Here is a 20,229-nt window from a genome sequence, read left to right on the forward strand (position 1 = left end):
GAAAAAATCTTAAAAGGCATAAATCCAGCCTTTCATTTCTCCTCGTAAGTGCTTCCAAATTCAACAAACACAATCAAAACCATGAAAAATTTCTTTAAAATGACCTTAGCAGCCTTTGTATTCCTTTCTGGACAAGTGGCAATCGCTCAAATGGAAAAGACTGTAGAAGTCGGCGGTGCACCGATGTATCCTTCCAAAAACATTGTGGAAAATGCGGTGAACTCTGCAGACCATACCACCTTGGTAGCAGCCGTAAAAGCAGCTGGATTGGTAGAGACCTTACAGACCGCCGGACCTTTCACCGTGTTTGCTCCAGACAATGCAGCGTTTACTAAACTTCCTGCAGGAACAGTGGAAACACTTTTGAAGCCTGAAAATAAAGGCCAACTGACAGCGGTGTTGACTTACCATGTAGTAGCGGGTAAAATGGGCTCCAAGGACATCGCCGACGCGATCAAAAAAGGAAATGGAAAAGCGGTCCTGACCACGGTACAAGGCGGAAAGCTGACTGCATGGATGAAGGGCAAAGATCTCTACATCACGGATGAAAACGGCGGTCAGTCCAAAGTAACCATCGCCGACGTATGGCAATCAAACGGGGTGATTCACTCCGTGGATACCGTGGTACTTCCTAAAATGTAAACCAAACAGTCCAGAGTAAACTAAAAAGCCGCTTGAAAATTACTTTCAAGCGGCTTTTTCATTTTTTAAGAAGTTCTTTGGGGATATCGAAAACTGCTATGCCTGGGTCTTCGTCGGTTGTGAGGCCATAAAACTGGCCTGTTTCTTCATTAAATACCATTTCAATAATTGACCTATCCAATTTTAGATTCCATAGTGGATTTCCCTTGTGGTCAAAAACTAAAATATCTTCTGCTATTTTTCCGGTTTTATTTATCTCTGCTTGACTATATCCTCCATAAAGAGCAAAGATATATTTAGAGGTAATTGCAATATCCCGATATCGATAGGTCGATTCTGGCCTAAAAAAAACTGAAGGTCCGTTAGTTTGGTGAAGATCAAAAAGAGGAAGGTCTTTGTATGGGCCCTCAATAGTGATAAATTCTTTCTTTTGGTAGTCAAAAATTTTAAGAATGTCACGATAAAGTGTAGCTAAGGCAAAAAGTCCTATTTCCGGGTTTCCTTTAAACCAACCAGTACTCAATTCACCGATTTCTTTATTGCCAAGATCTGGACGTTCAGGAAAGCTTTCCCATGTTCCAAATGAGCCCAACAGCTTTCCTTCTTGATCAAATTCTTGAATTACAGCAAGACCATCCCATGGACTTGCCAAAAAACCACCATTTTTAGTTTTTTCTATAAAACGGATCATAGACATATCCTCTGAAAGCCTCCATTCATCGGTTCCCAAAAGAGAGCTGTCCACTTTGGAGAATTTCACCAATTTTCTGCCATTCATATTGTATACCCAGAATTCACTTAGGTCGTCCAAAGAAAGGATACCAGATGCATCTGTGATTTCCAGAGGTCCTTTACCATACTTTCCTTTAGACATTTGGTAGCTCATATCATTTGTATCGACCAAATGCATCCTTGGAAACTCTTCTGGTACCCGCCATGCTTCTCCGATGATCAAAAAATTATCACTAAAACCTATAGAAGCGGGATTAATAATTTCATCAAAATAGTGCTTTTCAGAATTGATCTTTATTACTTCAAAATCATCCCAAGTAATCGTAAGATTTTTCTTCTCTTCAATTGAAGTTGTACAGGATAAAAAATACAAAAGAGGCAAAATCAGAACTATATATTTTTTCATAGTCTAAATCTAGAAATAAAGGTGTATTTAAAAATAAAGTCATTAAAACACCCAAAGCCATTTGATTTTATCCAAATATAGAATTCTATAAAAAGATAAACCCCTACTATACTTGAATAGCAGGGCTTTTTCAGCTTTCTGACTTTATCTTTCAGACTTTGTTACCAAGTTCTTCCTCCTCCTCCAGGAGGTCTTCCCATCATCCAAGGTTGTTGAGGCTGGGCAGCAGGTTGCTTAAAGTTGCCAATGATGTAGGTAAAGGTTACCATGCCATACCTTGTGAGTACATTGGTAAACACATCGGTCACGGAAACATCAGAAATGGTTCGGCTGATGCTGTTGTTTTGATTGAGTACGTCAAACACCACCGCCTTCAACTCAGCCTTGTTGTTTTTCGCAAACCGAAATCCACCCTCCAAATTCCAAAGCCAGAAATTTTGATTGAATCCTTCAGAAAGGCCAGTGTATAGGGTATGAGCAAAATTATTACCCATGAAGAACTTCCCGTTGGTGGAGGAGAAGTACAATCGGATATTGGATTCTTGCTGATAAAAGTTGTTGTTCAGATTTTGCTGGAGAGAAGAGTTTACGATATTATATGAACCGGTGGTATTGATGGAGAAGTCAACATTTTGGCTAATGTTGGAGCTGAAAGTCAATCCTTGGCTAAGCGTTAGGTTGTCGTTCAGGTTTTTTTCTCCATTGATCAAGCCGGGAATTCTGTTGAAGCTAACCCTTGAGTTGGTATTAAACTGGGTCTTGATCTTTTTGATCGGAGCCCCATAGGTTAAGAAAAAGCTTGTTCTAAAGTTTCCACTGAGATTGACCGGCTGACTAATCTGGCCACCGGATCTGAGTAGAATCTCGTTGTTGATCAGTGTATCCCTTGTAGTCAAAAAGGTACTGTTTCCGATGTAATCATTAGTTCCGCTGTAATTCAAGAACATGAACAAGGTTCTGGATTTCTCCAGGTTGACCTTGCTGATGTTGGCGAAGATGTTGTGGTTGTAGCTTTGGCCCAACTCCGGATTTCCCACTCTTAGATTCAAAGGGTTTTGGTTGTTTACCACATTTTGGAGCTCAGCCACGGATGGTTCGTTGGTGTCGGTACGGTATCTGAATCTCCAGCTAAATCCTGTTTCCCTGTTTCTGTAATTCACATTGGCGCTGGGAAGAAGATTGTTGAAGCTTCTGTTGAAAGTTCCCACTTCCGGGAAGAAGGACTGATTATCCAATCTTGCATTTTGGTAATCCAAGTTTAGGTTGACACTCCATGCCTGATTGTTGTAAGCATATCCGGAGCGAAGTCTTTGAGTGATGAATTTGTTGTTGAATTCATTACTTAAAGCAGTATCCAGCACAGGTCTTCTCTCATCATCCAGGATATAAGTTTTCTGGTCGGCATTGGTTTTATTATTGCCAATTTGGTAGCCAAATGTCCCAATGGAGTTTTTACCCAACTGCTCCGTAAAGGTCATATTGACTCGATAATTGAAGCCATCATTCAATGCGTCAGTCTCCTGCAGCGTGGTGTCAATTACAAATCTCCTAAAATCCCTACTGGCTGCCAAGAGGTCAGAAACCTGGTCCCGGTTGCTCCAGGCAGTAAAGATTTCTGTGGAAAGTGTCCTTCCCTTTTTATTGAATTTATATCGATAGGTGAGGTTATTGGAAATGTTGAATGCCTTGGTCTCTGCATTGGAGATAGATCTCAGGGCAGAAAGAGAGTCACCTGCATTGGTCAATGTCAATGCATCCCTGTCGCTGAACGTATTATTGTTTTGGAATGACAAGCTTGGGGTCAGAATGATCGAGTTTTTCTCATTCAAATCCGCCTCGATTCTGGCATTGGCTCTATGGTTATTGTTTTCAACAGTATTGATCAGGTTTTCCTGGTAATACTGGATCAAATTTTCATTAACCACCGTTTCTCTGTTGGTAATTTGTCGCAAGGAATTGGTGGTGTTGTTGAAGAAATAGGAGCCTGTAAAATTGACTTTTTTACCCCATTTGTCAGAGTAGTTCAATCCCAGAGCATTGGTCGTCACGATTCCGCCTTGGTTACCGACAAAGAAATTGTTGTTTCCTCCACCGCCCCATTGGCCACCTCCTCCAGGTCTTCCTCCTGCACCCATCATTCCACCACGCATGCCACCTCCTCCGGAAGCATTGGCCGTCACTCCGGCAAGGTCTTGACTTGAAAAGTTTTGCTGGTTGATGTTATTGAAAAGGCCTAGTACAGAAAATCGTTGGTCCCCCTTAAACATGTTTAGGCTACCTCCTGCAGCATATCGGTCATCCGTGCCATATCCTCCATAAGCTCGGCCAAATGAACCGTTTTTGCGGTCTTCTCTCAGAATGATGTTGATGGTTTTGGTGTAGTTGCCATCATCAAATCCGGTCAGTCTACTTTGGTCGGATCTTTGGTCAAGGACTTCTACCCGATCGATCGCATCTGCCGGAAGGTTTCTTAACGCGATATTTGGATCGTTTCCAAAAAACTCCCTGCCATCTACCAGAATCCGCTGGACATTTTCTCCTTGGGCTTGTATTTGTCCTCCTTGCATCGTGATCCCAGGCATTTTTCGGATTAGATCCTCTGCCTGTGCGTTTGTTTGGGTCTTGAATGCATTAGCATTGAAGGAAGTGGTATCTCCTTTTTGCTCACCAACCACGTTTTGACCTTGGATAACCACCTCACCGAGTACTTTGGTGTCTTCCAAAAGAATCAGGTCTCCCAGGGTCACGGGTTCTCGCATGCTGTGGATTCGGGATATGGTTTTATATCCCAAAAAGGTAATTTCCAGTTTTACTTGAGGGATATCAGGACGGGAGATTTCAAATGTACCATCTGCTCCGGTCACCGTGCCTCTAAGCAAAGAGTCAGTTACGGTCTTTACCAATACGTTGGCACCGATCATGGGAGTATTAGTCACTCCATCGATGACTTTGCCGGTAAATTTCCGCTCTTCTTGTGCTTGACCGGCAGGTCTTTGGCCGAAAGCTGAAAAGGTCAGCAAAAGGCTAAAAATCAGGATACTAAGGGTGTAATGTTTTTTCATAACAGGACAAAGTTCAAATTCTTTGACTGATCATGAAAGAAAAAGGTTTAACCCGATCCTGGGTAAAAATTAGAATGGGAAATTCTCAGGATAAATGGTGAAAATTCCTTTTGAGAATAAGCTTTGCTCAAAGCTGAGCCATTATCTCCGGATAGGAAATGCCAAAATGACTATTGTCATATACTGCTATCCCATTTTTGACAATCAAGACTTGGGGAGATTCATGGGGTACTCCAAATTCTTCCTCAATTTGATCTGAGAGTGATCGGTAAGCGATGAGATCAAGGTAATAGGGGGTAATTTTCTCCTCGTCTCCGTTTTTCCAGTTGCGTAAAAGCCGGTCTAAGGACATGCTGCTGATGGAGCACCGGGTGGAGTGTTTGAAAATCAACACGGGCTTCTCCATACTCAGAGACCTGATTTCTTCCAGTTGATTCGAATGGGTAAGCTTATTCCAGTTCATATACTCTTTTCCTTACTTTTGGGGCAATTCTTGCTAGGGCAAATAAGTTCCCTGTGAAAGTCGAATTATGATGAAGATTCTACTCCCTTTTAATAAAATTTTCAAACACTTGGTCTTGGTTCTGGTGATAGCGCACCTTGGCTTATCCTGCAAATCACTTGACCCGAGTGCTCAACTTCCACTGGCTAAAATTACGTCGCCCCAGTCATCGGTCAATGTGCCGCTGGAAATTCCTGTGACTACACTGGCTAATTTGGTTAACCAAGCAGTGCCCCCAACGATTTTTTTTGAAAAAGGAATGGACTTGGGCAATGGAATAATCGGGGATTTGAATTTCAACAGAAATGGGCTGATCGAGATAAATCCCCTGGATAGTCAGCGAATGCAGGTCATTTTTCCGGTCAGAATTCAAGGGGAAGTAGGGCTCAAGCCTGGTGGGCTTCGCAATCTTTTTCAGTCAAAAATTCCGGTTGACAGAGCTCTTACGCCGGTGTTTGTAATCAATCCCGAGATTAATCCCAATTGGTCTTTTGGGATACGGGATTTTGAGCTGATTGATTTGGGCGGAAAAATATCCCTTTCTGCTTTGGGAATGGAGATTGACCTCAGTCCGATAATTCAAAATGAAATACGATCCTTTGCGAGGGAAAAGCTGGTTTCAAAGAGAGACTTGATTAATTTAAAACCTTTGGTGGATGCGAGTTGGGAACAAGTTGGCAAGCCCATTTTTGTCGAATATGAAGGAAAACGAATGGCCTTTTCAATCCGCCCGGACTCTGTCAAAATCAAAGAATATCTGGTGTCCGGAAAAGGATACCATTTCGATCTGGGGTTAAATGGGCAAGTACAGATACATCCCGGAAATGCGGTCCCTTCTCGTCCATTTCCGCTTCCCAAAATTACCGGGAATGAGGATCCGTCCAATCATCTGAAAATCACCGTGCCTCTTCATTTGGCCTATTCGGAGTTGGACAACATGATTGGAGAGGCTTTCGAGGGTTTATCGGTCCGAGTGAATAGAAAGTATATTTTCCGTCCTTCCAATTTTAGAACAAAACCGTATGGAGAGCAATTGGGGATCATGATGGATTTTGTTGCCACCAGCCTGGATGGTAAGGAAATAAGCGGGGAGTTTTTTTTAGCAGGATTGCCGGTTTATGATAAAGAAGCAGGTGTTTTGGCTTTTGAAAAAGTAAACTTCAACCTCGAAAGCAATAGTTCTAAGGCAAAATTTGCGGCAAGTGCAAAAAGGAGAAAAATAATAAAGCAACTCAATCAGAGAATGAAATTTTCCTTGGAGGAGGCGCTGGATGGGAGTTTAGCAGGGATTAAGGAGCGGCTGGCTTTGCAAACCCCTATGGCCGATTTGAAAATAGCCGATCTGATTATTTTTCCGGCCGGATTTTACCCTACGGCAACTGGCTTGGATATTCAGTTGCAGGCTGAAGGGAAAGTGGAGGTAACCTGGAAATAATCAACGAAGGAGGGCTTCATAGGTAATGATGCCTTTCTGTCTTGCAATTTTCAACAGTTTAATGAATAGCAGCGCTGTCAGGAATGCATCCCCCGAAGCGGTATGCCGATCATCCGGCTCGATTTCATATTTTTTACAAAGTGCATCTAAACTGTAATTCTCTCTTTTTATTCTACTCAAATCAGCTTGAGGGCCATGTTCCAATCGAATGGCCAGATAAAACGTATCGATGACTGGGTTTGGAAAATAGGATAGCCCAAATGGTTTTAGGCAGTTTTTTAGGATTTCGAGGTCGAAGCCGACGTGATGACCTACTAGAATGGAAGAACCTATGTAGCCAAGAAATTTCCTGGCAAAATCATCTGTTGTAATCCTGTTTTGAATTTCTACCAACTCATGAATAGCCACCGTGTTTTTTCCGGATATTTCGGATTCGGGGTACCACTCAACGGATTGGTTAATCAGGATTTTTCCATGTTGTATTCTCAATGCACCAAACGAAAGCACGCGGTCTTTGGCTGGATCCAATCCGGTGGTTTCTGTGTCTAAAATTGTAAAAATAAGCTGATCAATAGATCTGATGCCAGGAATGGGCTGCGCATTTACCTCGAGATAGGATTGTACAAAATCCGTTTTGGCCTTTCCTGATTTCCAAAATTCCCACCAATTCATCTCCGGAAGTAATCAAGTTGAAATCTAATCTGGATGATCTCCTGGAGTTCAGAGATCGGGCTAAAGGTATTTTTTAGGAGTTGTCTTTGAATTTTGCCCAAAGATTTTGGGTTGAGATATCGTCCGCTATTTTGATGTTCGATTCCTTCCAGTGCCCGCATTCGCATCAGGATTTCATAGGCTTTTCCGGCTTGTTGGAAAAGATCGGCATAGTTTGGTTCAATTTCCGCCAGCTTTTCAAAGCGTTTGAAGGTGTTGTTGATACCGACCATTTCATGGCTTAGGGTAAGCAGTCTTGCCAGGTCTGTCAGTGGCATCATAGCTCTGGCTTTGATGTCAAAATGATCTTTGTGCTCGCCTGTTTTTTCTACCATAAAATCCTTGAAAAAACCCAATGGAGGAGGATTTTGAAGTGCATTTTGGCCCATAAAACTCAAAAAAGCCTTCTTTTTTCGGATTTCCTCATAGATGTGCCTAGTCAACTCTTCGGCGAGTGATGAGTTACCCTTTACCGGTCTGAAATCAAAAAAGATGGAAGACTTTAACAGAGCTTCTGGAGTTGGTCTCATGATCCATTCGGAAAAATATTCTTTCCAAATGGAAAGGGGTTGAACCCACTCGGGATTGTTCGCCATCATCTTGGCCGGGCAGGGATCAAATCCACATGCCAATAGCACCTCTATGACCTGCTCCCCAAGCTTGAGAAAATACTCTTTTGCCCGTTCAGATTGGCTTTCGGAAGTATCGGCGTACAGGATCGCATTGTCCAAGTCAGTACGGAGAAGTTGCTCCTCTCTTCCTTCGCTGCCAAGTGAGAGGAAGCAAAAAGGTACCTGATTCATTCCCGGAAAATCGGAGGCGAGATTATTCTTGCCTATTTCCAAGGCTTGGGTGATAATCACGTCATTTATCTCTGTCATCACCGAAGCTACAAACTCCATGGATACCTCATTCTCCAGGTAATACCTCAGCATTTGTTCTGCCCTGTCTCGGATCTTTCGCATTTCTCCCACATCGAGGGTGTTCATCAGGGCATGAATCAACACTGCCGGACTATTTCCCATCGATAAGAAAATGTCATGGTCAGAGATCAATCCGCAAACAGGACTTCGGTCGGTACCGTCTTCCGTCAGCACCAGATGGTGGAGGCGATTTCGGATCATGGTGAGATACAAGTTGCCGAATCCATCAGATTTTTTGCGTGTGATCACGGGTTGGGTCATGACCTGAGAAACCGGGAGATCAGGAGAGATTCCTAAAGCCAATACTCTGGTTCGCAAGTCCTTGTCTGTGAGGATTCCTAATGGAAAATTGGAATAGTCACAGATGATAATGCTGCTTACCTGAGCAGTGGACATCAGTTTTGCAGCGGTCTGGATGGAGTCGTTAGGGCCGCAGGTCAGGACTTTTTCGGATACTTTGACTTCGTATTGATCAGAAAAAATCATCAGGGAATGGTCACCTGTGGGCTTCTTGAATTCACCCCGTGCTTTTTGCCCCTGTGAAAGATCTTGCCTAACGACCACCTGACCGGCTGCAAATCCCGCAGCAAAGAACAGGGCAACCCGGCTGTTTTTTTCCAGTATTTTTTCAAAAACATCCACAGGAATAGCATAGACTAAGCTATTTTCTGTGACTTTAGAGGTCAATAGGTAAGGCCTTTTGCCCAATAATGCCAATACCCCGAAGACATCGCCTTCGTCACATATTTCCCGGATTTCGTCACCTTTCGCGGTACTTTCTACCAAATGAATAGTCCCTTCTTTGAGTACAAAAAAACTGGGTCTAGCAGGTTCTCCTTGTGTGAAAAGCGTTTCCCCCTTTTCCAAATACTGGATTTCTACCTGTTGAGCCACTGTCTGGAGGTCTTCTTTATCCAAAAAGGAAAATGGAGGGAATCTTTTCAGAAACTCAGCAACCCGATTGACAATGACGTTCATTTTATACGCAAGAGGCTAGATAAAAGAAGCAAGACTTAAGACACAAGAAGCTAGATACAAGGTACAAACTTCGAAATTCGACGTTCGGTGTTCGATTTCGAAATTTTATTCATTCAATAATTCTGAGTTCGTTTGTTTTTGAGTCAATAGCTATCATCCAATGATGAATCCCAAATGACAACTTTTACGATGCTAGGGACAAGATTCTTGACATTCAGATCAACAAGTAATTCACAAGAAATTACAATTACAGGATAGCCAAGATTGAATTGGCTTTCGGCAAGTCTAAAGCTTGAGTCTAATGTCTTGTATCTAATATCTTGCTTCTAAAGTCTCTCTTTACTTTCTCCCCTCAATGATCTTCTCCACTACTTCCGGATCGAGTAGGGTGGAGGTGTCACCCATGCTGTCAGTGCTGCCTTCGGCGACTTTTCGCAGAATACGTCGCATGATCTTACCTGATCGGGTTTTAGGTAAGCCGGGGACGATTTGAATTTTGTCGGGTTTGGCGATTGGACCTATGATCTTGGATACCATTTCTTTGATCTCGTTGATCAGATTTTCCTCTGTTCGGTTACTCATATCGCAGATCACATAGGCATAAATGCCCTGGCCTTTTACTTCGTGAGGATAGCCAACCACTGCAGATTCGATCACTTTTGGGTGCTCATTGATCGCGTTTTCTACTTCAGCGGTGCCCATTCTATGACCGGAGACATTGATGACATCGTCTACTCGTCCAAGGATTCTGTAATAGCCGTCATGATCCCGTTTCACTCCGTCACCCGTGAAGTACATGTTCTTATAGGTGGAGAAATACGTCTGTTTGCATCTTTCGTGATCTCCGTAGGTGGTTCGGATCATGGAGGGCCAGGGGAATTTAATGCATAGGTTTCCTTCTACCGAATTGCCCGTAAGTTCGTTTCCTTCTGAATCCACGATGCAGAGTTGGATTCCAGGTAACGGCAAGGTGGCATAAGCAGGTTTCGTCGGTGTAATTCCGGCAAGTGGAGAAACCAAAATTCCTCCTGTTTCGGTTTGCCACCAGGTATCGACTATTGGACAATGTCCTTTACCGATGTGGGTATGATACCAGTGCCAAGCTTCTTCGTTGATCGGTTCTCCCACTGACCCGAGGACCTTCAATGAACTCAAATCATATCCTTCGATGGGTTCGGTGCCAAATGCCTGAAGTGCCCTGATGGCAGTAGGTGCGGTGTAAAACACATTGACTTTGTGTTTTTCGATTACCTGCCAGAAGCGACTTGGATTAGGATAAGTCGGCACACCTTCAAACATAAGTGTGGTAGCACCTGCCAATAGTGGGCCATAGACAATGTAGGAGTGGCCTGTGATCCATCCGATGTCTGCTGTGCACCAATAAACGTCACCTGGAGAATATTGGAACACGTTCTCGAAAGAGTATTTGGTGTAGACCATGTATCCTCCTGTAGTATGTACGACTCCTTTGGGTTTTCCAGTCGATCCGGAGGTATAGAGGATAAACAGCATGTCCTCGCTGTCCATCTCTTCGGGGGTATTTTCATCGGATTGGCCTTCAAGAACTTCATCCCACCAAAAGTCTCTCCCGGAGACCATGTTGGTTTCCTGTCCCGTTCTTTTATAGACGATCACCGTTTCTACCGTAGATTTTTCCAACGCTTCATCGACGACACCTTTGACCGTGATTTTTTTGTTGCCTCGATAGTTTCCATCGGAAGTCAGAACAGCCTTGGCTTGGCAGTCATTGATCCGATCAGCCAGCGATGTGCTGGAGAATCCCGCAAAAACCACTGAATGGATAGCTCCTATCCGGGCACAAGCTAACATGGCAATTGCCGCCTCAGGGACCATGGGCATGTAGATGATTACTCGATCACCTTTTCCGATTCCTTTAGCTTTCAAGGCATTGGCAAATCGACAAACTTCTCTGAAAAGCTGGCGATAAGTCAAGGTTCGGGTAGGTTCATCTGGCTCGTTGGGTTCCCAGATGATGGCGGGGCGTTCTCCGATCGTGTACAGTTGTTTTTCAAAGATGTTTTCAGTGATATTCAGCTTGGCACCATCAAACCACCTTACTTCAGGTCCTTCAAAATTCCATTTTAGTACTTTGTTCCATCGCTTTCTCCAATGAAAAGAATCGGCAATTCTAGCCCAGAATTCCTCGGGTTGGGCAATGCTTTTTTGGTATTCGTAAAGGTATCCGCTAAGGGTATGTAGTCTATCACTCATGGTAGTGGGTTATTTGGAAATAAATAAAGTTAATGATCGTGTGCCTTTCCCGCTCCGCGTGGGATACGGATTTCCTGAATCAATTCCTGTACATGTGCAGGAGGTGCAGGTGTATATTTGGAGACGATATAGCAGCAGATGAAGTTGAAAATCATGCCGATAGAGCCAATGCCCTCAGGTGAAATGCCCCACCACCAATACTCGGCGGTGTTGAGTTCAGGCGAAATAAATTTGAAGTAGGAAATGTAGCCTATGGTAAATACCAATCCCACTAGCATTCCGGTGATTGCTCCTTCTTTGTTAATTCGGGTAGAAAAGATTCCCAAGATGATTACCGGAAAAAAAGAGGCGGCTGCCAATCCAAAAGCGAAAGCCACTACCTCCGCCACAAAACCAGGAGGATTCACTCCAAAATAGCCGGCCAAAATCACAGCTCCTGCAGCGGAAAGTCGGGCGATTTGGAGTTCTTTTTTCTCGGATATATCGGGTTTGAAGGTTTTGAATAGATCGCGTGAGACAGAAGTGGAAATGACCAATAATAAACCGGCAGCAGTAGAAAGTGCTGCAGCCATCGCGCCAGCCGCAACCAAGCCTACTACCCAGTTGGGGAGCTCGGCGATCTCAGGGCTTGCCAGCACCATGATGTCTTTGTCGATCGTCAGCTCGTTGGCCTTGGGGTCGGCCAGATATTGGACTTTTCCATCGGCATTTTTATCCTCGATCTGAATCAGATTGGTCTTTTCCCAGGTGGCTATCCAGTTGGGTAGTTCGTCAAGTTTCTTCTCTGCGGTGGAATTGATGGCATTGTAGATTCCAAAAGCAGCAACAGCCGGAGCTGTGGTATATAGGATTGCGATAAAAATCAAGGCATAACCAGCAGAAAGTCTAGCATCCTTCACCTTCGGTACAGTGAAAAACCGCACAATCACATGAGGTAGTCCTGCTGTGCCTACCATCAGTGCCAGGGTGATCATTAACATATCTCCCATTCCTTTTCTACCGGAAGTATATTCTGCAAAACCCAGATCTGCCAAAACACCATCCAGTTTCTCCAAAAGTGGTACTCCATCTTCCAAACTTCCTCCCAAGCCAAGCTGTGGGATTGGGTTGCCCGTCAACTGCATAGAGATGAAGATCGCAGGTACCATATAAGCAAAGATCAACACACAGTATTGAGCCACTTGGGTGTAGGTAATTCCTTTCATTCCCCCCAAAACGGCATAAAAAAACACAATGCACATTCCAATTACCACGCCCCATTCAATCGGGACTTCGAGATAGCGGGAAAAGACGATGCCTACCCCTCTCATCTGACCAGCTACATAGATGAAGGAGATGAACAGAGCACAAATTACCGCGACGACTCTGGCTTTATTGGAATAGTATCGGTCACCTACAAAATCAGGAACTGTGAATTTGCCAAACTTCCGTAAATAAGGGGCAAGCAGTAAAGCCAAAAGCACATAGCCACCGGTCCATCCCATCAGATATACCGAACCATCGTATCCCGCAAAAGATATCAAACCGGCCATAGAGATGAATGAAGCCGCTGACATCCAGTCTGCGGCAGTTGCCATGCCGTTTGCCAAGGGGGAAACGCCTCCTCCTGCCACATAAAATTCCTTGGTTGATCCTGCCCGTGCCCAAATCGCAATTCCGATGTAAAGTGCAAAACTCAACCCCACCAGGAGGTAAGTCCATGTCAAAATCTCCATCTCAGTCTTCGTTTACGTCAAATTCCCGATCCAACCTGTTCATCCGGACCACATAAATGAAAATCACCAAAATAAAGGTGTAAATCGAACCTTGCTGTGCAAACCAAAATCCTAGCGGATAGCCTCCGATTTTGATGGCATTCAGTGGTTCTACGAGTAATATTCCAAACCCGAAGGATACCAAAAACCATATGGCTAAGAGAAAAAGGAGAGTTTGGAGATTTTTCTTCCAATAAGCAGAAGATTTGGATTGGCGATCGGTCATAATTTTGGGTTTTTATTGAAAATCCAAATGAACTTCTTTCAGAAGATTAATTTTACAAAAAGAAATTCCGCTTTTGATTTCCAAAAATGAAATACCTGAATCTCCTTGGAGAATCCAAAGGCTTTTACATCAAAAAGCTAAATTTTTTATAAAAGTCCCCTATACTTTAAAATATTCCTGAGTGAAGTGATTAGATCAGGTACTCGGAGATCATTGCCAACCCTGCTGCCAAAAAAGTCACCAACAGTTTATTGAGCTGAAACTTGTGATGTGGACTGCTTTCGAAGAAAATGGTAGTCGATATATGCAAAAAACCTCCTGTCACCAAGCCATACAAGATCCCGATCCCCTGCTTGGAAAGTAGGCCATTTTCAATAAAAACAGAGCTTGAAAACATTCCTAAAGGAGAAGCCAAAGCAAATATGGTGAGCAGTCCGATCGTCCATTTTTTACTCAATGAGGCGGAGAGAACAGCTGTCAACGCAAACGCAGCAGGTCCTTTGTGCATGATTATTCCAAGAAGAACGGTGTTGTTGTTATGGACATGACCTGACGCTATAGTGTCTGCCACCACAGGTTCTCCATGTGAAAGTAGAGTACCCTCTAAAAAAGCATGAATGAACAAACCCGTCATCAGAGTGATGACCCCTTTGGTGCTCTCAGATTGGTGCTTGTGAATATGACCATGCTCGATGCCCGAGGACCAAAATTCAAGAAGTTGCTGTAAAAGAAATCCAAAAAGAATGTAAAGCCCCATTTCTCCTGTTCCATAATCCGAAGAGAATAATTCGGGAATGATGTGAAGAATAGTGATCGAAAAAAGATAAGAACCTGCAAAAACCAGGACCAGCTTAAAGTATTTTTCCCGGAACACCGGGGCAAAAAATACCAGCAAGCCCGCAATCATCGCGGTGAGAAAGAGCAATAGAAAGTTTAGTCCCATGATTTTTTTAGCCATTATTCCCGGTTTCAAAGGAATAATGCTGCAATAACTGCAACAAAGGTACAAAAATTCAATAATGTTGCATTTATCTTAGGGGTTTACCTTAAAGGAAAGATAAGGTTTTAGGCTTGGACTTACATATTGTTTCAGTTTTCCTCCCCGCTCGTGGTAAATAAGAATAAATTGGACATCACTACGAAGGGAATCCAGTCGGAGAGCGGCACCACGACCTGAGACTCGAAGGTAATCGGTAAGCGCATCGGAGGTTTCTGCTTCATTGCTGATTACCGTTGCTTTCAATAGCCCGTGATTGACCGGGAATCCTGTTCTTGGATCAAGGGTATATCCGATTTTTAAAGAATCTCTCTGATAAAATTCCTGTTCATTACCCCAAATGGATATGGCCTTGTTTTCCAAAGCAATCATGCCTGCTGAGGTATTGTCCAAGTTATCTGAAAGATAAGTTAAGCTTGATTTCCAAAGCTCACCTTTTTCGTTCACTCCTTTTGCCAGTGCGGTTTTCAATGACTTTAGGTGGTAATTTGAGATTCCTTTTTTCTCTAATAAAACCGCGATTCTATCCAGAATCAATCCTTCACTGATTTTACTGAAATTAACAGACATACCGGATGGCTTTCGGAGTAGGGAATCACTCAAAGTAATTCTTTGGAACCCGGTAAGTTTTAGGAAAAAGCTGACATCTGTACTGTCCCTTAGTTTTGGCCCTGAGTTTGAAAAGCTCCAGATTTCATTGAGTGGTTTTTCGGTAAATTCTACAGCTCCCCCAGTTTCTACCTGCCATTTTTGGGCTTTTTTCATCCACAATACCAGCTCTTTACTGGGCAAAAAGAGTGTATCCTTGTAGTTGAATGTGCTGACTTCTGAGCTTGGGGAATTTACATCAGCGGCTTTGGCCATTTCCTGAATCAAAGAATCAACTGCAGGCTTCATGTCCCTACCTGCAGAGTCCAAATAGATGATGGTGAATTCGGTTCCGAAACCGTTTACTTTGACCTCTTTTGCAGTGATCAAAGTAAGCTGTTCGCCTGATGTCCAATTTTTCTTCAACCAGCCTTCACAGGAAGAGAGGAGGAAAACCAAAGCGAAAAGGCAGTTTGATAACAGAAATCGGGGGCTCATTTGACAATAATTTCAGGCGAATTTAGGCTATTTTTTCTCAGGAGTGGAAAAACCCGAGCAAGCTGGGCATGGGCTTTTGTTTATATTTGTGGGTATCCATTTTGCCATGAGAGAAGATTATTTGAAAGGAGACGAGGAGCATTTGAGTCCCAAAGACAGGGAATTTGAGCGGGCTTTGCGTCCGTTGAGTTTTGATGATTTCACCGGTCAGGCCAAAATATTGGAAAATCTCCGGGTCTTCGTTCATGCCGCCAAAAAGCGAAAAGAACCCCTTGATCACGTGCTGTTGCATGGCCCTCCAGGGCTTGGCAAGACCACCTTGAGCAACATCATCGCCAATGAACTTCAGGCAGGAATCAAAATCACTTCCGGTCCAGTGCTTGATAAGCCTTCCGATTTGGCAGGTTTGCTGACCAACTTGGAGGAAGGTGATGTGCTTTTCATCGATGAGATTCACCGACTCAATCCTATCGTGGAGGAATATCTCTACTCGGCTATGGAGGACTTCCGCATCGATATCATGCTGGATTCGGGACCCAATGCCCGTTCGGTGCAGATTTCCCTCAGTCCTTTTACCTTGATCGGAGCAACGACGAGGTCAGGCTTATTGACATCACCGCTTCGGGCCCGATTCGGGATCAATTCCCGGTTGGAATACTACGATGCCAAATTGCTGACGGACATTGTGACCCGATCTGCGGGGATTTTGCAAACTCCAATTGATGAGGTGGCTGCCTATGAAATCGCACGTAGAAGCCGTGGGACACCGCGAATCGCCAATATGCTGCTTCGTCGAACCCGAGACTTTGCCGAAGTCAAAGGAAACGGAACGATTACCCTCGAAATCGCCAAAATTGCCCTCAATGCCCTTGATGTGGATGAAAATGGCCTGGACGAAATGGACAATCGCATCCTCTTGACAATCATCGAGAAATTCAAAGGCGGACCAGTTGGTCTGGGCACCATCGCTACCGCCTGCGGGGAAGAAGCGGAGACTATCGAAGAAGTGTACGAACCCTTCCTAATCCAAGAAGGCTATATGAAGCGTACCGCCCGAGGTCGCATGGCAACTGAATTAGCTTATAAACATTTGAAAATCAAGCCGACCGGAGCGAGTGGGACATTGTTTGATTTGTGATTGAATCTCTAAAAACAATTCAGTTTAAATCGAATAGCTACAGGGGTTTGAGTGTCTTTTAAATCTTAAATTTTGTGGGGTCTATTCGGTTTGGTCTTAAAGTGATGACCTCGATTTCCTCAGCTTTAATTCGATAGTAAATACTCGTTTGAGGACTAAAAACACATTTTCGTAACCCCGACTTTCTTTTTGATTCTGGATACATTTCTGGATTTTTAGAAATCAATTCCAGTGTTTGATTCATTTTTTGAAAGACTTCATTTGCTTTCGAGTTTCCAAATTTTTGAACAATATATTCGAGGATAGCAATTTGCTCCTCGATGGCACGAAGGGAATATTTGATCCTTCTGCTCAATTCTAAAAATTAAACCGTTCCTTGATTAAGTCTTTAACTTCATCAAACAAGACACTTTTACCCTCATCCAGCTGCCTAATTCCTTCATTGATAGCTTCCTGATCTTCAAGAGAAAGTTGATCCCAAAAATCCAACTTATCCTCAATCTTCAGGAGATTTTTGATTGCTTCAAGAATCTCTTCATTTTCTGTTTGAAGGATAGCGGCAATTAGACTTTTCTTAATCTCGATATCCATAAGCTGATTGTTTTCTACTCAAGTTAACGTTTCCAAATTGAGTTTTGGCAAGAATAAATCAAAAAAAGCGGTTCTTACACCGCTTTTGCTGTTTCCATCTGATTGATGATGTCCTCGTAGTCGAGCTTATTCCAGTTTTCAGTGATCAGCGGGTCGGTCATTACTTTGTCCATGATCGCCTCTTGAAGCTTGCCTTGTGCATAGGCCTCTGCATAGCCCATATCCGAAAAGGTCACCATGGTATAGAGTGGAATCCACTCCTTGGGGTAAAGGTCATGCAGTTTGGCCTCGATCTTTTTGCGCAGCTGAAACTTCGGATCGGCTACACTGTCCCGCATTTCGATGAAGTTTTCCATGGCCAACTGACAGATGGCATCGGTATCCGGCTTGCGCTTTTTCTGGAATTTTTCAAATACCAAATCCCAAGCATTGGTACCGAGTTTTTCGATCAGTTGATTGAGAATGTAGCAGTCTTCAAAGCCGCAGTTCATCCCTTGTCCGTAAAAAGGCACCATGGCATGAGAGGCGTCGCCGATCAATAGGGAATTTCCCTGAACCCAAGGATAGCATTCCACATTAATCAAAGCTGAAGTCGGATTTTTGAAAAACTCGGTTTTCAAATCCGGCATCAACTGATAAGCATCGTCAAAATAGGCCCTGAATACCGTTTCCAGGTCTTTTTCATCCTGGATTTTTTCAAAGCACACTTTGCTTCCTTCAAAAGGCAAAAACAGCGTGCAGGTAAACGACTTATCCGGATTGGGCAAGGCGATCAACATGAACTTCCCTCTTGGCCAGATGTGAAGCGCATTAGGATCCATGGCAAACTCCCCCTCGGCAGTTGCCGGGATGGTCAGCTCTTTATACCCGTGAGAAATGTATTCCTGCTTATAGTTGAATCTGATCTGCTTTTGCATGGACATGCGAAGGGCAGAATAGGCCCCATCCGCCCCGATAATCACTTGGGGTTGGAGTTTTTCCAATCCTTCGGGAGTTTCAAAAGTGATTTCGTTGGATCGGAAATCTACCTCTTGACACTTGTGCTCAAAGTGAATCTGTGCCCCCAGTCGCTCAGCCTCCTCGGCTAGCAGTTGGTTGAATTTTCCTCTGGAAATGGAATAAATGGCCTGATTGGCTTTTCCGTAGGGGATAAAAGTCGTGCCTCCATGTTCATCATGGATCTTTCGTCCATACATCGGGATGGCCAAGGGCAGTACTTTGTCCTTCAGTCCAACCTGCTCAAGGCTTTTCCAACCCCGATGGCTCAAAGCCATATTGATGGAGCGTCCACCTTCGTAGTAGGGAGTTTTGCGTTTGTCGGGACGCTTGTCGTAGATATGTACGTCTAGACCCTGACGCTTGAGATATATGGCCATCAAGCTGCCGATCAAGCCGGCACCCAAGATGGTGATGGAGTTGTTTTTCATTGGATTAGTTTCCCGCTTTCTTTTAAGCGAATTTCTCCAGGGATTGTTCCAAAATCTTTGCGAAGCGGAACACATCCAAGAAGCTGTTGTACAGCGGAGTAGGTGCCAATCGAATCACATTGGGATTCCTCCAGTCGCCTACCACGCCGTGTTTGTAAAACTCATCAAAGACCGCCTTGCCGCCCCGATGAATCAGCAAAGATAACTGGCAACCTCTTTCAGCAGGGTTTTTTGGGGTGATTATTTCCAAAACTCCTGATTTTCCGCTGATTTGCTCAATCAGAAACTCCAAATAGGCAGTCAGTTTTTCGCTTTTTGCCCGGAGATTTTCTATTCCGGCTTCCTGAAAAATATCCAAAGAAGCCTGATGAGCTGCCAAAGCCAAGACATTGGAATTGGCCAACTGCCAGCCGTCAGCGCCATACATCGGTACAAATCCCTTTTCCATTCGGAAGCGTTCGTCTTCGTCATGTCCCCACCAACCCGCAAAGCGTGGCAGATCCGGACGCTCGGCATAGCGCTCATGGACAAAAATGCCCGATACATTGCCCGGACCTGAATTCAAATACTTGTAACTGCACCATGTCGCAAAATCCACATCCCAATCGTGGAGCTTCAAGAGGGCATTTCCAGCCGCATGAGCCAGGTCAAATCCAGCTACTGCACCTACTTCATGAGCAGCTTGGGTGATAGCTTGCATGTCAAAAAGCTGTCCGGTGTAATATTGGATTCCAGCCATATTCACCATCGCTAAGGAGTCACCCTGCTTATGGATTTCGGCTAAAATATCTTCGGTTCGGAGCGTGTGTTCACCCGGTCTTGGACTGAGTTCGACCAGAGTTTCTGCCGGATCGAGTCCATGGAATTTGATCTGAGTTTCCAGCATGTATTGATCGGAAGGAAAAGCTCCCGCTTCGACGATGATCTTATATCGCTCTTTGGTGGGACGATAAAAGGAAACCATCAGCAGGTGAAGATTGACCGAAAGATTGTTCATCGCTACCACTTCATGCTCGTGGGCGCCTAAGATTTCTGCAAGAGCAGGTTTCGACTTTTTCCGCACATGATACCAAGCATCTTCTCCGTGAAAATGTCCGTCCACAGCCAACTCCGCCCAGTTGTTCAATTCCTTTTCGAGGTAATCTTTGACGGTTTTGGGCTGAAGGCCGAGCGAGTTGCCGCAGAAGTAAATCGCTTCCTGACCGTTTACTTTGGGAAAATGAAATCGGGATCTGAAATGCGCCAGCGAATCTTTGGCGTCAATTTCCCGTGCAAAAGACTCGGAGTATTGGAATGTAGTTGGGTTCATATCTATGGCTTGAATCCTAGTATTGACAATTCTGCTAGGAGGTGTTTTTAATTATGGTTTGAGAGGGAAGACCGGAGA

At 44.0% G+C, this 20,229-nt stretch carries 17 protein-coding genes; 3 read left to right on the top strand and 14 right to left on the bottom strand.

All coding sequences use genetic code 11. The features are described from left to right. Positions 1-81 precede the first annotated feature (81 nt). Positions 82-642 carry a fasciclin domain-containing protein gene (locus DDT91_RS15210; protein WP_187177049.1) on the top strand — a complete coding sequence of 187 codons (561 nt, stop codon included), beginning with the start codon at positions 82-84 and terminating at the stop codon, positions 640-642. 58 nt (positions 643-700) lie between these two features. On the opposite strand, the gene DDT91_RS15215 is transcribed toward DDT91_RS15210, so the two are convergent. The 3 genes from DDT91_RS15215 to ytxJ form a co-directional block, all read right to left on the bottom strand. After that, entirely contained in the window at positions 701-1,780 is a 1,080-nt protein-coding gene (locus tag DDT91_RS15215) for a BF3164 family lipoprotein (protein ID WP_187177050.1), read from the bottom strand. Positions 1,781-1,941: 161 nt separating this feature from the next. Continuing rightward, the gene (locus DDT91_RS15220) at positions 1,942-4,842 is read right to left on the bottom strand and encodes a TonB-dependent receptor (RefSeq protein WP_187177051.1); all 2,901 of its coding nucleotides are present in this window, start codon (positions 4,840-4,842) and stop codon (positions 1,942-1,944) included. 127 nt (positions 4,843-4,969) lie between these two features. After that, positions 4,970-5,305 carry a bacillithiol system redox-active protein YtxJ gene (gene ytxJ / locus DDT91_RS15225; protein WP_187177052.1) on the bottom strand — a complete coding sequence of 112 codons (336 nt, stop codon included), beginning with the start codon at positions 5,303-5,305 and terminating at the stop codon, positions 4,970-4,972. Between the two features lie 67 nt (positions 5,306-5,372). Between ytxJ and DDT91_RS15230 the strand changes: the two genes are divergently transcribed. After that, positions 5,373-6,779: a DUF4403 family protein gene (locus tag DDT91_RS15230; protein WP_187177053.1), complete on the top strand. Its 1,407-nt coding sequence runs from the start codon at positions 5,373-5,375 to the stop codon at positions 6,777-6,779. On the opposite strand, the gene DDT91_RS15235 is transcribed toward DDT91_RS15230, so the two are convergent. The 7 genes from DDT91_RS15235 to DDT91_RS15265 all read right to left on the bottom strand — a co-directional run bounded on the left by DDT91_RS15235 (position 6,780) and on the right by DDT91_RS15265 (position 15,686). Beyond that, positions 6,780-7,451 carry a PolC-type DNA polymerase III gene (locus DDT91_RS15235; protein WP_187177054.1) on the bottom strand — a complete coding sequence of 224 codons (672 nt, stop codon included), beginning with the start codon at positions 7,449-7,451 and terminating at the stop codon, positions 6,780-6,782. It lies immediately after the preceding gene. Next, complete coding sequence (locus tag DDT91_RS15240; RefSeq protein ID WP_187177055.1) at positions 7,448-9,391, bottom strand: DUF294 nucleotidyltransferase-like domain-containing protein; 1,944 nt, start codon at positions 9,389-9,391, stop codon at positions 7,448-7,450. Before DDT91_RS15240 ends, DDT91_RS15235 begins: the two co-directional genes overlap by 4 nt. Before the next feature lie 339 nt (positions 9,392-9,730). Further along, positions 9,731-11,623: an acetate--CoA ligase gene (gene acs / locus DDT91_RS15245; RefSeq protein ID WP_187177056.1), complete on the bottom strand. Its 1,893-nt coding sequence runs from the start codon at positions 11,621-11,623 to the stop codon at positions 9,731-9,733. A 29-nt stretch (positions 11,624-11,652) separates the two neighbouring features. Further along, positions 11,653-13,338 carry a sodium:solute symporter family protein gene (locus tag DDT91_RS15250; protein ID WP_187177057.1) on the bottom strand — a complete coding sequence of 562 codons (1,686 nt, stop codon included), beginning with the start codon at positions 13,336-13,338 and terminating at the stop codon, positions 11,653-11,655. A gap of 1 nt (position 13,339) precedes the next feature. After that, positions 13,340-13,603, bottom strand: coding sequence for a DUF4212 domain-containing protein (locus DDT91_RS15255; protein WP_187177058.1), 264 nt, complete (start codon positions 13,601-13,603; stop codon positions 13,340-13,342). Between the two features lie 190 nt (positions 13,604-13,793). After that, positions 13,794-14,561: a ZIP family metal transporter gene (locus tag DDT91_RS15260; RefSeq protein ID WP_255502140.1), complete on the bottom strand. Its 768-nt coding sequence runs from the start codon at positions 14,559-14,561 to the stop codon at positions 13,794-13,796. Positions 14,562-14,636: 75 nt separating this feature from the next. Then, on the bottom strand, positions 14,637-15,686 hold the full coding sequence (locus tag DDT91_RS15265; protein WP_187177059.1) for an FAD:protein FMN transferase: 1,050 nt from the start codon (positions 15,684-15,686) through the stop codon (positions 14,637-14,639). 106 nt (positions 15,687-15,792) lie between these two features. On the opposite strand from DDT91_RS15265, the gene ruvB reads away from it, so the two are divergent. Next, positions 15,793-16,824, top strand: a complete 1,032-nt coding sequence (ruvB, locus tag DDT91_RS15270; RefSeq protein WP_187177104.1) for a Holliday junction branch migration DNA helicase RuvB — start codon at positions 15,793-15,795, stop codon at positions 16,822-16,824. A 58-nt stretch (positions 16,825-16,882) separates the two neighbouring features. Here ruvB and DDT91_RS20850 read toward each other — a convergent pair whose 3' ends face one another. The 4 genes from DDT91_RS20850 to kynU all read right to left on the bottom strand — a co-directional run bounded on the left by DDT91_RS20850 (position 16,883) and on the right by kynU (position 20,151). Further along, positions 16,883-17,179, bottom strand: coding sequence for a type II toxin-antitoxin system RelE/ParE family toxin (locus tag DDT91_RS20850; protein WP_187177060.1), 297 nt, complete (start codon positions 17,177-17,179; stop codon positions 16,883-16,885). A 2-nt stretch (positions 17,180-17,181) separates the two neighbouring features. After that, on the bottom strand, positions 17,182-17,415 hold the full coding sequence (locus DDT91_RS15280) for a hypothetical protein (RefSeq protein WP_187177061.1): 234 nt from the start codon (positions 17,413-17,415) through the stop codon (positions 17,182-17,184). Positions 17,416-17,489: 74 nt separating this feature from the next. Beyond that, entirely contained in the window at positions 17,490-18,842 is a 1,353-nt protein-coding gene (locus DDT91_RS15285) for an NAD(P)/FAD-dependent oxidoreductase (RefSeq protein WP_187177062.1), read from the bottom strand. A gap of 22 nt (positions 18,843-18,864) precedes the next feature. Beyond that, on the bottom strand, positions 18,865-20,151 hold the full coding sequence (gene kynU / locus DDT91_RS15290; RefSeq protein WP_187177063.1) for a kynureninase: 1,287 nt from the start codon (positions 20,149-20,151) through the stop codon (positions 18,865-18,867). Positions 20,152-20,229 lie beyond the last annotated feature (78 nt).

This window comes from Algoriphagus sp. AK58, from assembly GCF_014324365.1.
Lineage (GTDB): Bacteria > Bacteroidota > Bacteroidia > Cytophagales > Cyclobacteriaceae > Algoriphagus.

Excerpts from the sequence above, each read along its gene's own strand:
- DDT91_RS15210 (WP_187177049.1), top strand. The coding sequence starts at position 82 with ATGAAAAATTTCTTTAAAATGACCTTAGCAGCCTTTGTATTCCTTTCT.
- DDT91_RS15215 (WP_187177050.1), bottom strand. The coding sequence starts at position 1,780 with ATGAAAAAATATATAGTTCTGATTTTGCCTCTTTTGTATTTTTTATCC.
- DDT91_RS15220 (WP_187177051.1), bottom strand. The coding sequence starts at position 4,842 with ATGAAAAAACATTACACCCTTAGTATCCTGATTTTTAGCCTTTTGCTG.
- ytxJ (WP_187177052.1), bottom strand. The coding sequence starts at position 5,305 with ATGAACTGGAATAAGCTTACCCATTCGAATCAACTGGAAGAAATCAGG.
- DDT91_RS15230 (WP_187177053.1), top strand. The coding sequence starts at position 5,373 with ATGATGAAGATTCTACTCCCTTTTAATAAAATTTTCAAACACTTGGTC.
- DDT91_RS15235 (WP_187177054.1), bottom strand. The coding sequence starts at position 7,451 with ATGAATTGGTGGGAATTTTGGAAATCAGGAAAGGCCAAAACGGATTTT.
- DDT91_RS15240 (WP_187177055.1), bottom strand. The coding sequence starts at position 9,391 with ATGAACGTCATTGTCAATCGGGTTGCTGAGTTTCTGAAAAGATTCCCT.
- acs (WP_187177056.1), bottom strand. The coding sequence starts at position 11,623 with ATGAGTGATAGACTACATACCCTTAGCGGATACCTTTACGAATACCAA.
- DDT91_RS15250 (WP_187177057.1), bottom strand. The coding sequence starts at position 13,338 with ATGGAGATTTTGACATGGACTTACCTCCTGGTGGGGTTGAGTTTTGCA.
- DDT91_RS15255 (WP_187177058.1), bottom strand. The coding sequence starts at position 13,603 with ATGACCGATCGCCAATCCAAATCTTCTGCTTATTGGAAGAAAAATCTC.
- DDT91_RS15260 (WP_255502140.1), bottom strand. The coding sequence starts at position 14,561 with ATGGCTAAAAAAATCATGGGACTAAACTTTCTATTGCTCTTTCTCACC.
- DDT91_RS15265 (WP_187177059.1), bottom strand. The coding sequence starts at position 15,686 with ATGAGCCCCCGATTTCTGTTATCAAACTGCCTTTTCGCTTTGGTTTTC.
- ruvB (WP_187177104.1), top strand. The coding sequence starts at position 15,793 with ATGAGAGAAGATTATTTGAAAGGAGACGAGGAGCATTTGAGTCCCAAA.
- DDT91_RS15280 (WP_187177061.1), bottom strand. The coding sequence starts at position 17,415 with ATGGATATCGAGATTAAGAAAAGTCTAATTGCCGCTATCCTTCAAACA.
- DDT91_RS15285 (WP_187177062.1), bottom strand. The coding sequence starts at position 18,842 with ATGAAAAACAACTCCATCACCATCTTGGGTGCCGGCTTGATCGGCAGC.
- kynU (WP_187177063.1), bottom strand. The coding sequence starts at position 20,151 with ATGAACCCAACTACATTCCAATACTCCGAGTCTTTTGCACGGGAAATT.